Origin of the sequence: Pectobacterium actinidiae (genome assembly GCF_000803315.1) — a bacterium.
Classification (GTDB): domain Bacteria; phylum Pseudomonadota; class Gammaproteobacteria; order Enterobacterales; family Enterobacteriaceae; genus Pectobacterium; species Pectobacterium actinidiae.
Window position 1 is genome coordinate 3161355 of record NZ_JRMH01000001.1, and the last position, 14900, is coordinate 3176254.

Annotated in this window: 14 protein-coding genes and 1 pseudogene; 5 read left to right on the forward strand and 10 right to left on the reverse strand. The window is 53.4% G+C overall.

Annotated features, from left to right (window positions below):
- Positions 1–93 precede the first annotated feature (93 nt).
- Positions 94–987, reverse strand: a complete 894-nt coding sequence (locus KKH3_RS13570) for a LysR family transcriptional regulator (protein ID WP_039360485.1) — start codon at positions 985–987, stop codon at positions 94–96.
- Between the two features lie 324 nt (positions 988–1311).
- Here KKH3_RS13570 and KKH3_RS13575 point away from each other — a divergent pair, with 324 nt between their 5' ends.
- Positions 1312–1713 (forward strand): (R)-mandelonitrile lyase, encoded by a 402-nt coding sequence (locus KKH3_RS13575; protein WP_039360487.1) that lies wholly within the window; start codon positions 1312–1314, stop codon positions 1711–1713.
- Positions 1714–1801: 88 nt separating this feature from the next.
- Here KKH3_RS13575 and KKH3_RS13580 read toward each other — a convergent pair whose 3' ends face one another.
- Positions 1802–2125, reverse strand: coding sequence for a PTS lactose/cellobiose transporter subunit IIA (locus KKH3_RS13580; RefSeq protein WP_039360489.1), 324 nt, complete (start codon positions 2123–2125; stop codon positions 1802–1804).
- Between the two features lie 231 nt (positions 2126–2356).
- Here KKH3_RS13580 and KKH3_RS13585 point away from each other — a divergent pair.
- Positions 2357–2566 (forward strand): annotated as a pseudogene (locus KKH3_RS13585) (iron ABC transporter permease); the annotation flags it as partial.
- A 137-nt stretch (positions 2567–2703) separates the two neighbouring features.
- On the opposite strand, the gene arnF reads toward KKH3_RS13585, so the two are convergent.
- From arnF to KKH3_RS13625, 8 genes are all read right to left on the reverse strand, one after another.
- On the reverse strand, positions 2704–3096 hold the full coding sequence (gene arnF, locus KKH3_RS13590; protein ID WP_039360494.1) for a 4-amino-4-deoxy-L-arabinose-phosphoundecaprenol flippase subunit ArnF: 393 nt from the start codon (positions 3094–3096) through the stop codon (positions 2704–2706).
- Positions 3096–3437 carry a 4-amino-4-deoxy-L-arabinose-phosphoundecaprenol flippase subunit ArnE gene (gene arnE, locus KKH3_RS13595; RefSeq protein ID WP_039360497.1) on the reverse strand — a complete coding sequence of 114 codons (342 nt, stop codon included), beginning with the start codon at positions 3435–3437 and terminating at the stop codon, positions 3096–3098. Before arnE ends, arnF begins: the two co-directional genes overlap by 1 nt.
- On the reverse strand, positions 3434–5104 hold the full coding sequence (gene arnT, locus KKH3_RS13600) for a lipid IV(A) 4-amino-4-deoxy-L-arabinosyltransferase (RefSeq protein WP_039360499.1): 1671 nt from the start codon (positions 5102–5104) through the stop codon (positions 3434–3436). The genes arnE and arnT overlap by 4 nt, the downstream gene beginning before the upstream one ends.
- 17 nt (positions 5105–5121) lie before the next feature.
- Positions 5122–6015, reverse strand: a complete 894-nt coding sequence (gene arnD / locus KKH3_RS13605; protein ID WP_039360501.1) for a 4-deoxy-4-formamido-L-arabinose-phosphoundecaprenol deformylase — start codon at positions 6013–6015, stop codon at positions 5122–5124.
- Entirely contained in the window at positions 6012–8012 is a 2001-nt protein-coding gene (gene arnA / locus KKH3_RS13610) for a bifunctional UDP-4-amino-4-deoxy-L-arabinose formyltransferase/UDP-glucuronic acid oxidase ArnA (RefSeq protein WP_039360503.1), read from the reverse strand. The genes arnD and arnA overlap by 4 nt, the downstream gene beginning before the upstream one ends.
- The gene (gene arnC, locus KKH3_RS13615) at positions 8009–8992 is read right to left on the reverse strand and encodes an undecaprenyl-phosphate 4-deoxy-4-formamido-L-arabinose transferase (RefSeq protein WP_039360506.1); all 984 of its coding nucleotides are present in this window, start codon (positions 8990–8992) and stop codon (positions 8009–8011) included. The genes arnA and arnC overlap by 4 nt, the downstream gene beginning before the upstream one ends.
- Positions 8985–10133, reverse strand: a complete 1149-nt coding sequence (arnB, locus tag KKH3_RS13620; protein ID WP_039362462.1) for a UDP-4-amino-4-deoxy-L-arabinose aminotransferase — start codon at positions 10131–10133, stop codon at positions 8985–8987. The genes arnC and arnB overlap by 8 nt, the downstream gene beginning before the upstream one ends.
- Before the next feature lie 218 nt (positions 10134–10351).
- Positions 10352–11518 carry a nucleotide sugar dehydrogenase gene (locus KKH3_RS13625; protein ID WP_039360509.1) on the reverse strand — a complete coding sequence of 389 codons (1167 nt, stop codon included), beginning with the start codon at positions 11516–11518 and terminating at the stop codon, positions 10352–10354.
- A 549-nt stretch (positions 11519–12067) separates the two neighbouring features.
- Between KKH3_RS13625 and KKH3_RS13630 the strand changes: the two genes are divergently transcribed.
- The 3 genes from KKH3_RS13630 (at position 12068) to ybcJ (ending at position 14835) form a co-directional block, all read left to right on the forward strand.
- The gene (locus KKH3_RS13630; RefSeq protein ID WP_039360512.1) at positions 12068–13615 is read left to right on the forward strand and encodes a sensor domain-containing diguanylate cyclase; all 1548 of its coding nucleotides are present in this window, start codon (positions 12068–12070) and stop codon (positions 13613–13615) included.
- A gap of 107 nt (positions 13616–13722) precedes the next feature.
- Positions 13723–14586: a bifunctional methylenetetrahydrofolate dehydrogenase/methenyltetrahydrofolate cyclohydrolase FolD gene (folD, locus tag KKH3_RS13635; RefSeq protein ID WP_039360514.1), complete on the forward strand. Its 864-nt coding sequence runs from the start codon at positions 13723–13725 to the stop codon at positions 14584–14586.
- A 36-nt stretch (positions 14587–14622) separates the two neighbouring features.
- Positions 14623–14835: a ribosome-associated protein YbcJ gene (gene ybcJ, locus KKH3_RS13640; protein WP_010307422.1), complete on the forward strand. Its 213-nt coding sequence runs from the start codon at positions 14623–14625 to the stop codon at positions 14833–14835.
- Positions 14836–14900 lie beyond the last annotated feature (65 nt).

Genomic DNA, 14900 nt, shown 5'->3' on the forward strand with positions numbered 1-14900 from the left:
GTGCCGATCATAACATCGCTCTCCAACGATGAACTACGGCTAATTAGCAAAACAAGCCGGAAAATCCGCGATAAAATGCGTTCCATCCAACCGCTAACGCGGGTAACGCAGCGCCTCCACAAACAGTGAAAAAGCAGTGGTATGCTGTTTACGGCTGGGATAATACAGGTAGTAGCCTGGAAACGGCGGGCACCATTCCGTTAGTACCCGAATCAGGCGTCCGCTGGCAATGTCATCTCGCACCGAATCTTCCGGCACATAGGCCAGACCAAGCCCAATGCGTGCCGCGTCGATCCGCTGGCGCAGGCTATTCATGGTCAGTTGTCCCTCAACACGTACCTTAATTTCCCGACCATTTTTTTCAAACTCCCACGCGTAGATACCCCCCATCGTCGGCAGACGCATGTTAATACAGCGGTGATGCTGTAAATCCTGTGGCGTCGCGGGGGCAGGATTGCGTGCTAAATAATTCGGGGAACCGACCACCGCCATGCTCATTTCCGGTGCGATACGCACGGCAATCATGTCTTTCGCCACCTGTTCACCCAAGCGAATACCCGCATCAAAGCGGCCGAGAACAATATCGGCTAAGGCGTTATCCATCGTAATTTCGACGTTAATATCGGGATAATTCGCCAAAAATGGCTTTAACATCGGCCATAATACCGAATCAACCGCATGCTCCCCCGCCGTGATACGAATGTTGCCCGCAGGCCGCTCGCGCATGTCGCCCAGCGCAATCAACTCGCTCTCAATATCTGCGAAGTGCGGGCCGAGGCTATGCGCCAGCTTCTCCCCCGCTTCCGTCGGGGCGACGCTGCGCGTGGTGCGGGTCAGCAGCCGCACGCCGAGTCGCTCTTCAAGACCGCGAATTGAATGGCTTAGTGCCGACTGAGAAAGCCCAAGCTTCGCCGCCGCTTTGGTAAAACTGCGTTCTCTTGCCACCACAAGGAATGAAATGAGGTCATTAAAATTTTCTTTTAACATCAGAGTCCCCAAAGAGTGGTGTCGTGAATGATGTCCATGTGAAGCGGCCAATCGCTAATTAAGCCACGCTGAAAATCAGCAGCAAGACAAAGCGCCTGCATTACGCGGCACGATTAATGAATATAATTCATAGCTACTTGCCTGTTTTGCCCTCTGGTGCTCTCTCATGAATCGCAGTAATGTTTTTCAACATCGCTTGCGACAGCCCGCAGGGTGACGGACAGACAAGGATGTCCGTCATAAATAAAAAGTGAAATGGCTTGCTGCCTCTGCCGTAATGTTATCCATGTTAGCCCGGCTACGACTGCCGGAAGAGAGGAAAAATTGAAAATTACCCGCAGTGGTTCACACCCGTCCCAGCCTGGCTCGGAAAGCTATTTTTCCGGCAATGTACGTATCGATGCGCCCTTTCAGGGCACCGCCCCCGCTCGGGTTGGCGGCGCGACGGTCACTTTTGAGCCCCGCGCACGCACCGCATGGCATACCCATCCGCTCGGTCAGACGCTGATCGTCACACAGGGACGAGGCTGGCTTCAGGAATGGGGTGGCGACATTCAGGAAATCAATCAGGGCGATATCGTCTGGATACCCGAAGGCGTAAAACACTGGCACGGCGCGACAGCACAAACCGCGATGACGCACATTGCCATTGCCGAGTCACTTAACGGTAGCCCGGTCGACTGGCTGGAAAAAGTCAGCGATGAGCAGTACGAAAACGGGAAATAGCATAAGGAAAAAATCGGCGCAGGGTCGAAGCAGCAAAGCCACTCAGCGTGAAGACTGAATGGCTTTTTCCCCTTGCTCAGCGATGCAGCTAGCGCATGTGGAGATTGACGCCAGAAACCTCTTTCCTGAGTTCAATTATCTCTTCAGCCAGCTCACGGCACAGCATCGCATTCATCAGGTGATCTTGCGCGTGCACGACGATAAGTTCGATATTGGTTTTTTCCTTACTCTGCTCGCCAATAAATCCGGTCTGGATCAATTGCGCCCGGTTCAGCGCCACCGCCGCCATTTTTAATAATTCATCGACGTGATCCCACTCTCCCCGGCGAGCGGATCTCAGTGCTTCCATTGCACAGGAACGTGTTTCGCCAGATTTAACAATAAGCTCAATCATCCGCGTTTCTACATCCATTTTTCCATCCCCCGAATATCAGTTGCTGTGTCACCTTTTTGTTGGTCAATTAACCCAAAATTGCAGACAAGCGCACATGACACCGAAGCAAATACGGTGCATTTGTTGTATCGCTACTTATAGCCTGCACAATAAATATAGATGATGAACCAATATTTGTTTCTGTAAATCATGATGTTATATCTCATTTCCGATGAAATAAATTTCACAGAAGCGTCAGCTTGTTTGTTTGGTGGCTGGGAGGTGTGGCAGCGCCGCGAACTGCTTGACGCCTTTCGCCAAACCATGACGCTGGCACTGAGCGGTGCCGCACTCACGACGCTCGCGGCTATCCCAATGGCCTGGCTGACGATCCGCCACCCCAGCCGCCAGTTTCGGTTTTTGGAAGGGTGTAATTACATCACCAGCTCTCTGCCGGGTATCGTCGTCGCACTGACGCTGCACGTCCACCACGCAGATGCCAGTATCATTGAACTGAAAACCGTCAGTCACGCCGCTTTCGCGATAGGCCAACAGGTCAGCCTGAGCGTGAACGGTACGGCACACGTTTTCAGTCAATAATCACCTTTGCAGGCGGCTTAGCGCACCGCCTGAGTGTTACGGCTCACCAGCCAGACGCCTAGCAGAATAATCAGGACACCGAGGGTTTTATGCAGGCTCATCGGTTCATTCAGCCACGGCAGGAAAACCGCCGCCAGATAAACCACCGCGTAGCTCAGGCTAATCAACGGATAGGCGCGGCTTAACGGCAGATAGCGCAGCACCATGAACCAGCACCCCATCGACAGCCCGTAGCAGATCACCCCGGTCAGCACCACAGCCGCAGGCCAGCCTGCCACCAACAAGCTGAGCGACGGCCAGTGCGCGAAGGAGATGCTCGGCAGCGCCAGCATGCCGCTTTTCATTAACACCTGCGCGGTGCTGGCTAGCACAATGCTGATAATCGCCCAGGCATAGCCTCTTTTTGCCATCATCCCCCCTGCATCAGATAGATACCGGTGACAATTAGCGCAATACCCCACCAGTGGTGCCTGTCCACACGCTCGCCAAACCCGTAGTGCGCCAGCAGCGTGACCAGAACGAAATTAATACTCAGCAGCGGATACGCCACGCCAAGCGGGAGATGCTGCAACACCACCAGCCACAGCAGCAGCCCGATACCGAGCAGCAAGGCCGCCACCATCAGCCATCCCAGCGTCACGCGCTGGCGTCGATGCGTCGGCAAACGCCGCCAGCACTCCGCCGCCTGTTTCTGGCACAGTTGCCCTAAACTAGTCAGCAGGCAGACGACGGCAACCAAGAGATAACTCATGGCGCGACCTGCTTATAAAACAGCAGTACGTAACGGTGCGATTTTCTCAACTGATTCGGCACAGGCAGATTGCGGTACTCATCATCGCTGTCCCGGTCGATTTTCAGCACCAGCGCGACATTTCCGCTACGCCGTTTCTCGGCAAGCCAGTCTGGAAACGCCTCCTCATCGACAAAGCGATCAGCGGAATCCGCATAGTTCAGCCCATAGTTCAGCTCGCCCCGCGCTTTAAATAAGGTGATATCGCTACGCTTCAACTCCCACGCCAGTCCGGCCGCCAGCCCCACTTCGTCGCTAAGAACATAGCGGCTGTCTTGCAGCAACGGCTGGTGGCTACGAATAAAGGTTTGGGGGTTCTTTGAATCCACCACGCTCGCCGGCATACTCCCGCCAACGAGCAGCGCCAGAAATAATGGACAGCCCGCGACCAGATAGCCCCACGCCCGCTGCTTTTTCAGGCTGACAGCGGCAAAGGCCACCCAGCCGATAAAACAGACCACACCCGAGACGATGGTCAGCCCTTCTCCCGACTGATAGAAATGCGGCACGATGATGCCGAGGCCAAGCGCGACAACGGCGAGCACCAGCACAGTGCCGAAGGCAATATTGAGCCAGCTATTGATGCGCAATACTCGTTCTCGTACGGCGGGTGCCAGCCCGGCAATCCATGCCGCCATCAGCAACGCCAGCGGTGCAAAGCACGGCAGAATATAAGTCAGCAACTTACCCTTAGCGATGCTGAAAAACAGCAGCGGCATCACCATCCAACACAGCAGAAGGAACCGCTCCGGGTGCGCCTTCCGTTCCGTCCAGCCACTGCGCAACGCGCCCGGCAGCAGCGCTAGCCAGGGGAACGTTCCGAGAATCAAAACCGGCAGGTAATACCAGAACGGAGCCTTATGCTGTGCATCGTCTTCGGCAAAACGCTGGATATGCTCAACCCAAAAAAAGTAATGCCAGTAATCGGCTTCGCGTGCATGCACCGCCAGCGCCCACGGCGCACTCAGCAATACCGCGACAACAACTGCCAGCGGCCCGAACAGCAACAGTTCCTTAATCCGCTTTTGCGCCAGCGCCACCGGTAGCACACTGATGACCGGCAACGCCAGCGCCAGAAAGCCTTTGGTCATAAACCCCATGCCACAGGCCAGCCCCATCAGCCCCCAGGCTACGAGCCGTTCACCCGTCAACGTAGCCCGCAAGATCAGAGCGTGACTGAACAGCGCCGCCGTCATCCAGAGCGTCACCATCGGATCGAGCACGCTGTAGGTGCCGATGCCATACACAAGCAGTGAGGTGAGATAGATCATCGTCGCCAGCAGCGCGGTGCGCTGGTTTTTCCACAGCAGCATCGCCAGCCAGAACACCAGCAGCGCGCTCAACCCGGTAGAAAATACCGCGGCAAAGCGCACGGCAAAATTGGTATGACCTAATAACCACTGACTGATGTTATTCAGCCAGTATCCCGCCACGGGTTTCTCAAAATAGCGAATACCCAACAAATGCGGCACGATCCAATCGCCCCGCTGAAGCATCTCGCGACTGATTTCGGCATAGCGTGTTTCGTCCGGCGACCACAGCAAACGACCGTTCAGCGGCAACAGGTAGAGTAATGCAAATAACACCATTACCACGGTGCTTTTCCGTTTTATCAGGTTTTTTTCCATGCTATCTCCCGCTCTCTTTATTCTTCCACTTGCACGCCAAGCCACCCTTCCCGTCCGGGGAACGGCGCACGTTTAATCCGCCCGACGGGCAACGTGGCTCGGTCATCAGGCAGCAATGAGGAAAGCGGACAAAATTCGATGTGCTGCTGACGGGCACGAAGCAGCAACTGACGGAACAACGCCAGCTTCGCACCGCCTTCAACCTCCGCATGGATGGTGTAGACCGGCACGCCGCGGTCATGCTGGATGGCATCAAGAATGAAATCGTTAAATTCGCCGTCGCTCACGCGCTCGCCGATGACTTCATCGTAGGTCGGCAAGGTGACCGGGATCTGCACGGTACCCAAATCACCATTTTTCAGGCGTGGTCGGAAAGGTCGGGTGCCGCGGCAGTCGCTGTTATAGCCCAGATTCCAGCGCTGCTTCATCTCGACAACGCGCGAATCGGCTCGCCAGCCCGCCACAGCGGAACAGTGCACCGGCGATAGCAGAATCGATGTTAGTTCGTCCATGCCTTCACGGAATTGCGCGGCCAACTGTGTATCCGACCAGCGGGCAACATTCGCCTGCCAGCCGTGATGATCCCACGCGTGTAGCCCCACCTCATGCCCGGCGTCGTGCGTCTGGCGGATTAACGCGCCAAACCGTGCGCCGATACGACGCCCCGGCCACGCCGTACCAGCCAGCAAGATATCCCAGCCGTAGAGCGAGGCCGCATTGGAGCGCAGCATCTTCCATAAAAAGCGCGGGCGTAGCAGGCGCCACAGGTGACGCCCCATGTTGTCCGGCCCGACGCTAAAAAAGACACTCGCCTGAATATCGAATTCCGCCAGTACATCCAGCAGCGCAGGCACGCCGTCCCGCGTACCGCGCCAGGTATCGACATCTATCCGCAGGCCAACACGCGTCATCGCTGCGCTTCCTTGGCGTCAGCGGTATTCTGGAGGTCAACGGTACGCAGGAAATAATCCAGCGTTTCCGCGACTGTTTGCTCCATCTTCACCGTCGGTTCCCATTCCAGCAGGCGTTTAGCGTTGCGAATGCTCGGCGTGCGGTGCGCGACATCCTGATAACCTTTGCCGTAATAGCTGCTGCTTTCCACGTCAATAAATCCGGCGAACGGTGGGAAGCAGTCACGCAGCGGGTGTGCATTAAAGCTGGTCAGCAGCATTTCGCCCAGTTCGCGGATACTGGCTTCATTATGCGGATTACCGATGTTGATGATCTGGCCGTCACACTGGCCGTTGCGGTTTTCAATAATGCGGAACAGCGCTTCAATGCCGTCATGAATGTCGGTAAAGCAGCGCTTCTGCGCGCCGCCATCCACCAGCTTGATTGGCGATCCTTCCACCAGATTGAGGATCAACTGGGTAATGGCACGAGAGCTGCCGATGCGTGCGGCATCCAGCGTATCCAGACGCGGCCCCATCCAGTTAAACGGACGGAACAGCGTGAAACGCAGGCCGTTTTTCGCGCCGTACGCCCAGATCACCCGATCCAGCAATTGCTTGGATACGGAGTAGATCCAGCGCTGCTTGTTGATCGGCCCGACAATCAGGCGCGAGGTATCTTCATCAAACTCGTTGTCGTCACACATGCCGTACACTTCAGAAGTGGACGGGAAAACGATGCGTTTGTTGTAGCGCACGCAGTCGCGCACGATTTTCAGGTTCTCTTCAAAGTCCAGTTCAAACACGCGCAGCGGGTTACGGGTGTATTCAATCGGCGTGGCAATCGCCACCAGCGGCAGAATGACATCGCATTTCTTGATGTGGTATTCGATCCATTCGTTATGGATGCTGATATCGCCTTCCACAAAATGGAAACGCGGATCGCCAAGAAAACGGGCGATGGCATCCGAGCTGATATCCAGCCCGTAGATCTCATAGCGTTCGTCGCGCAGCAGGCGTTCGGTCAGATGGTTACCGATAAAACCGTTCACGCCGAGGATCAGGACGCGCGTGCGGCGTCGTTGCACGCGGCTGGCGAGGTTACCCAGCCGCGCCAGCGGCATCATGCCCATTTCTGCCGCCAGTCGGCTACCCGACATATACAGCCCTGCTTCACTCTGCCCGCTGACGATCTCAAGCGCGTCTTCACCACAGGACACCACCAGCGGCGACGTCGAGATAATCGCGCCAGGCTTACCACCTATCTTGTCCTTTACAACGCGCGCGCGCCAAATCGTCACTTTACGCTCACCGAGAAACGTAAACGCGCCCGGATACGGCTCCGTCACCGCGCGGATCAGGTTGTTAATCTCACGGGCGCTTTTGTGCCAGTCGATCAGCCCATCAGCCGCCGCGCGACGTCCGAAATAGCTGGCTCGGCTTTCATCCTGCGGCGTCAGCGTAATCTCACGCGAGCGGATCAACGGTAATTGCTGCGCCAGCAAAGCGGCAGCGGCGGTACGGCATTTTCCATGCAGAGTCAGCGCAGTGTCTTCCTCGTCAATCGCCACCACGGCCTGGGCGACGATATCACCCGCATCGGCGCGGGACACCATCTTGTGCAGCGTCACGCCCGTTTGCGTTTCACCGTTCACCAGCACCCAATTCACCGGCGCACGTCCCCGGTAGCGCGGTAGCAGTGAACCGTGGAGATTGAACGCGCCAAACGCTGGCAACTGGAGAATGTCATCGCTTAATAACGTGCGGTAATAGAAGGAAAAAATAACGTCTGGTACCAGTTCCCGAATGCGGTTCACCCAGAGCGGATGGTTAATGTCTTCCGGTGCAAACACCGGCACGTCCATTTCCGCAGCCGCTTTCGCCACCGACCCATAGAAGTGATTCTCGCCCGGTGCATCGCTGTGCGTGAACACGGCTTGAATCTCATAGCCCGCGAGCTTTAACGCCTCAAGACCGACGCAGCCGATATCATGGTAGGCAAATACGATCGTTTTCATTCTTCTTCATCCCGTAAACTGGTGGTCAGTGGCGTTGCCGCACTCACTGTTTTTTGCACAAAATAGCGTGGTCGGGCACGGACATCGGTATAGATACGGCCGATGTATTCCCCCAATAGCCCCATCCCGACGAACTGCGCGCCGATAAACATGAACAACACGGCAAACAGCGTGAACACGCCCTCTGCCGCCCATTCCGCACCGAGGAACAGACGCAGGCCGATCAACAGCAGCGCCAGCAGGAAGCCCGACAGCGCAACCACGCTGCCGATCAGGCTGAGTATGCGCAGCGGTGTCGTCGTCAGGCAGGTCAGCAGGTCGTACATCAGGTTAATCAGCTTCAAAAAGCTGTATTTGGACGTGCCGAATTCGCGCTCGGCATGCATCACGTCGATCTCGATGGTTTTCCGGGCGAAGGTATTGGCAAGGATAGGAATAAAGGTGCTGCGTTCGTGGCAGCGCAGCATCGCGATGACAATGTGACGACGATACGCGCGCAGCATACAGCCGTAATCCACCATCGATTTCCCGGTTGAACGCCGGATCATCATATTGATGGTTTTCGAGGCCAGTTTGCGAAACAGCGAATCCTTCCGGTTTGCCCGTACGGTGCCGACCACGTCATACCCTTGCGCGGCGTACTCAACCAGCCGCGGGATTTCTTCCGGCGGATTCTGTAAATCGGCATCAAGCGTGATCACTACGTCACCCACCGCCTGCTGAAACCCAGCCATGATGGCCGAGTGCTGACCATAGTTGCGATTCAACAGCACGGTAATAATGTGCTTTTCCGGGTCACTCGCCGCCTCAGTCAGCAGATCCGCCGAACGATCGCTGCTGCCGTCATCAACCAGAATAATTTCCCAGGGTTTACCAATCTGCCGACAGGCTGCCAGCGTCCGTTCGATCAGTACCGGCAGACTTTCTTCTTCGTTATAAACGGGAATCACAATAGAAACATTTTTGATGTCATCACTCACGAACAGACTCCAGAATCGAGGTTAGCGCCGCAACGACGCGATCGACATCGCTGTCCTGCATATCGGGGAACAGCGGCAGCGTCATCAGCGATGCCGAATTCCATTCCGTTGCCGGCAGGTGCAAGTGGGGATAGCGCTCACGGTAGTATTTCTGCGTATGCACCGCTCTGAAATGCAGCCCGGTGCCAATGCCGCGCGTTTGCAGCGCCGCCATCAGAGCATCGCGTGAAATACCGCACTGCGCTTCATCTACGCGCACCATAAACAGGTGCCAGGCGTGCAGATGGGGATAGTCAGGAACGGCCAGCGGCGGGAGCGGCAGCGAGCGCAACTGGGTGAGATAACGTGCTGCAAGCTGCTGGCGACGGGCGTTAATCGCCGGGAGTTTATCCAGTTGAACCAGCGCAATCGCCGCATTGATATCCGCCAGATTGTATTTAAACCCCGGCGTCACCACTTCGGCCTGCGGCTTGCGCCCCTGCAATTGTCTATCGAACGCATCCACGCCCAGCCCGTGAAACTTCAGGCTGCGTAGTCGTTCGGCAAGTACCTCGTCATCCGTCACCACCATGCCGCCTTCCGCACAGGTGATATTTTTAATCGCGTGAAACGAGAATATGGCGGTGCCACGCGCACCGATCCATTCATCACGATATTGCGTACCGACGGCGTGCGCCGCATCCTCTATCAGCGGGATACCGTAGCGTTCGCTGATATCATGCAGCGCCGTCAGATCGGCCGGAGCGCCAGCGTAATGCACGGGAATAATCGCTTTGGTCTTCGGAGTGATGGCCGCCTCCACATCCTGTGGTCGCACCATCAGCGTATGCCGATCCACATCGACCATCACCGGTTCAGCCCCCAAGAGCGTGATGATATTGACGGTTGAAACCCAGGTTTGGGATGGCGTAATCACCTCGTCACCGGGGCCAATACCGAGCGCCATCAGCGTGACGTGCATTCCGCCCGTTGCCGAACTGACCGCAATCGCCTGTCGGCACCCTATTCGCTGGCAAAACGCCTGCTCTAATTGCTGACATTTCGGCCCCGTGGTTATCCAGCCGGATTGTAATACTTCAGCCACGGCAGCAATTTCCTCTTCGCCCATGTTCGGGCGAGAAAAAGGCAAAAAATCCGTCATAACGTATTCCCAAAATAAATAATGGCGAGAAATCATCATTCAGCAGTCTAAATAATGAAGCCTTAAGCCAACCTTAATTTATTACGACAATCATAAAACCACAGATAAACGGCACGACATGACAAAACAGCCAAAAGACATAACTAATTACAATGCAAAAATGAACTTTTCGAGAATAACCGAAGAGCAAAATATTGGTTTATTGATTGACGGAAAAATCAATCTTCGCCGAATAAATCTCGCGTATAGACTTTCCCCATCACATCTTTTAATTCATCGGCATAACGATTGGTAATAATAATGTCACACTGCTGTTTGAAACTGTCGAGTTGATGAATGATAGGGAAATCTAAAAAATCATCATCATCAATCCCGGGTTCATAAATCACCACGTTGATTCCTTTCGCTTTTATCCTTTTCATAATGCCCTGAATGGAAGAGAAGCGAAAATTAGTCGACCCCGCTTTCATGATGAGGCGATGGACGCCGACGGTCTTCGGGTGGCGACGAATAATCGTGTCGGCAATGAAGTCTTTTCTCGTATGGTTAGCCTCTACGATAGCCTTGATCAGGTTATTCGGCACGGTACGATAATTGGCCAAAAGCTGCCGGGTATCCTTTGGTAAACAGTAGCCGCCATAGCCGAAAGAAGGATTGTTGTAGTAATCGCCAATACGCGGATCGAGACATACGCCTTCAATAATCTGCCGGGCATTCAGTCCTAGCGATTCAGCATAGCTGTCCAACTCGTTAAAGTAGGCCACGCGCATCGCCAGAAAAGTATTCGCAAACAGTTTTATCGCTTCAGCCTCGGTTGGATCGGTAAACAGCACGCGAATATCTTTTTTTAATGCACATTCCATCAATACGTTAGCGAAGAATCTTGCCCTTTCTGACCGCTCACCCACCACAATCCGCGACGGGTAAAGACTGTCGTGCAGCGCCTTTCCCTCACGTAAAAACTCGGGCGAAAAAATGATGTTACCCGTATCCAACTGCTGGCTGATTTTCTCCGTGAAGCCAACGGGCACCGTCGATTTAATCACCATAATGGCCTGCGGATTAATCGCCAGCACGTCGCGAATCACCGCCTCTACCGATGACGTGTTGAAATAGTTGGTTTGCGGATCGTAATCCGTCGGCGTCGCGATAATCACGAACTGCGCATCGCGATACGCCTCACGCTTATCCAGCGTAGCGGAAAAATTCAGCGTCTCATGTTGTAAAAAACGCGCAATCTCGGCGTCATTAATCGGCGATTTTCGTTGATTCAACAACGCCACTTTTTCAGCTACAATATCCAACGCCACAACCTGATGCTGTTGCGCTAATAATAATCCATTCGATAAACCGACATATCCCGTTCCACTAATCGCTATTTTCATGAAGGGCTCTTTATTTCATCGCTGACTAAAAAAATATTCCGCCGCAGTATCTTTCTTCTGTTTTCATCTGAATAGAGGCGTAACATGTCAATTTATTTCTTATTTCTCTCCTACGATACACGCCCCTCATTCACAAATACTGTTTTCCTTATCCGCCGATAACATCAGCAGCACAATATCCTTATCATTAGCAATTCCAGTTAAACGCCGATTAAACATAGCGCATTTAATGATAAATAAAGATCTCCTTACACCTTGTGACTTTTTTAATTATTAGCGTAAAAATAAATTTCCATGACGTTATGTAACATAACGTTTTTTATCTTAGATAATTTTAATGAATAAACACGATGACACCTGTTTGTTTTAACTTCTTCATCAACCGTACATGGAGGGAGTATGTAGATGCTTTACTTTTTTTACCAAAGCGTCTTGCTATTGGATAAAAGCCGACAAAAAACATAAGCAGATCTCATCAATGGCAGCGCAAATGACAGAAACGTCTACACTTATCATCAGTCATTTCTTTGGCTAAGGATGGGAAGGATAATGAAGGTCAGCACACGCAACAAAGCCAGCCACTATCAGATGCCGCTCCAGAAATTGATGATCGTCTTTATGTTATTCATCATCACCACGGTAGTGGCGCTGAACGGATGGGCGATATTCAATTCCCACCAACAGCTTATCGATTCTACGGAAAAAAATGCCAAGAATCTGTCCCTGTCGCTGGCGCGTCATGCCGAAGATACGTTTTTACAAGTCGATATCCTGTTACAGGATTTACAAGAGCGCATCGAGAAGGATGGGCAATCGCCCACACAATTGAATCGTCTGGCCGATATTCTGAAAAGCCGTAAAGCGACACTGCCGCAGTTGCATGGCATTTTCATCTACGACAACAGAGGCGAATGGCTGGTGAACTCAGGAATGTCAAAACCAGCCCATGCCAATAATGCTGACAGAGAGTATTTCAAGTATCACCAGAACAACGTCAACCATTCCTTATACATCGGTAGCGTGATTCAGAGCCGCTCTACTGGCGATCTGATCATCCCCGTTTCCATGCGTATCAATAAACCAGACGGCAGTTTTGACGGCGTGCTGCTCGCCACCGTCTCGCTGAACTATTTTAAACAATATTATGGCTACTACTCCCTGGGGAATATGGATGTGCTCGCTATTCTGCTTTCCGATGGGCGAATTCTGTACGGCCGGCCTTACGATGATTCATACGTCAACCGCAATGTGTCCAACGGCCCGCTCTTTTCAGAGCACCTGAAGCAGTCAGAAAGCGGCACCGCAACGTTCGTCTCCACGCTCGATCACATCGAACGGATTTATGGTTACACCAAATTAAAGCGCTATCCTATCGTCATTGCAGCGGGTTACGATCTCAATCTGGTGCTCGATAAATGGCGGAGGGACAACCTGATCTACGGTGCCATTACGCTCATTCTTCTGTTCACGATTACCCTGCTCGGCCTGATTGTACTGAGACAAATTCGTATGAATTTGAAAAATCAGATCGATTTAACCATCGTGCGTGATGAACTCACGTCGGTTAACCACACGCTGCAAACGCTGGCGCTGTTCGATGGCCTGACGGGCTTAGCTAACCGCCGCCAGTTCGATATTTTCCTGCAACAAACCCTATTGCAGGCTGCGGAGAAGCGGCAGTGTATCGCGCTGATCATGTTCGACGTCGACGCTTTCAAGAAATATAACGACCACTATGGGCATGTGGCAGGCGATGAGTGTTTGCGCAAGATTGGTAATATCTTGAGCAATATGCTGAGGCATAACGAAAATTTGGTCGCCCGCTATGGCGGTGAGGAATTCGCTATCATTATCACCGAGGCCGATAAGCAAAGCGCGGCGGCGCTTGCTCAGCGTGCGCTGGATTTAGTACGCGAGGAAAAGATCCCGCATGAAATCACGCTGTTCCCGGAAAAAATCGTCACCATTAGCGCCGGTGTCTACGTGTTCTGCGTTGATAACCCACCACCTGCGGCATCGTCCGTTATCGATATTGCCGATGCTGCACTGTATCGCGCCAAACATGGCGGTAAAAACCGTATTGAGGTGAGTGAATAGCGGCAGCAATTGGAATTAATGTTGATGCAATACCTGACAGCACGCGCAGCTTCTGACAAAATAGCGGCCATCTCCCCCCTATTTCAAATTGATGGGTCTTTTCTCAGATGGCAGCAAAGATTATTGATGGTAAAACGATTGCGCAGCAGGTCAAAGACGAAGTTGCCGCACGGGTCACGCAGCGTTTAGCAGAAGGAAAGCGCGCACCGGGTCTGGCTGTTGTGCTGGTCGGTGAGAACCCCGCGTCACAGATTTATGTCGCCAGCAAGCGCAAGGTGTGCGAAGAAGTCGGCTTTATTTCCCGCTCTTATGATTTACCCATCACCACAACGGAATCTGAGCTGTTAGCGCTCATCGACCAGCTCAACGCCGATCGGACGATTGACGGTATTCTGGTTCAGCTTCCTCTGCCGGAAGGCATCGATAACACCAAAGTGATTGAACGCATCGCGCCAAGTAAAGATGTGGATGGCTTCCATCCTTACAACGTGGGTCGTCTGTGCCAGCGAGCGCCAATGCTGCGCGCCTGTACGCCACGCGGCATCATCACACTGTTGGAACGTTATAATATCGACACCTTCGGGCTGAATGCCGTTGTGGTCGGTGCATCCAATATTGTTGGTCGTCCGATGAGTCTGGAACTGCTGCTGGCTGGCTGTACGACTACCGTCACGCACCGTTTCACCAAAAATCTGCGCCACCATGTTGAAAACGCCGATCTGTTGGTTGTCGCGGTCGGAAAACCGGGCTTCATCCCCGGCGAATGGATTAAACCGGGTGCAGTTGTACTGGACGTGGGCATCAACCGTCTGGAAAGCGGCAAAGTGGTCGGTGATGTGGAGTTTGAAACGGCGCAGGAAAGAGCGTCTTACATCAGCCCCGTACCGGGCGGCGTCGGGCCAATGACCGTTGCCACGCTGATTCAAAACACGCTCCAGGCGTGTGAAGAGTATCATGACCACGCCGAATAATTGGCGATAAGGTCAAACACCGATAAGCAGGAATTTATGGCAACCTTTAATCTTGAAAAACATCCACACGTTGAGCTGTGCGATCTCTTGAAACTGCTGGGCTGGAGCGAAAGTGGCGCAGCAGCCAAACTGTCTATCGCCGCAGGCGACGTAACCGTTGACGGCCAAACGGAAACACGTAAGCGTTGCAAAATCGTTGCCGGGCAAACCGTTCAGTTCAATGGCGAAACGGTAAAAGTCACCGAGTAACCCTGACGGCGTCGATCATGGCGAAAAAAAGCCCGCGATTCATCTCGCGGGCTTTTTTACTGAAA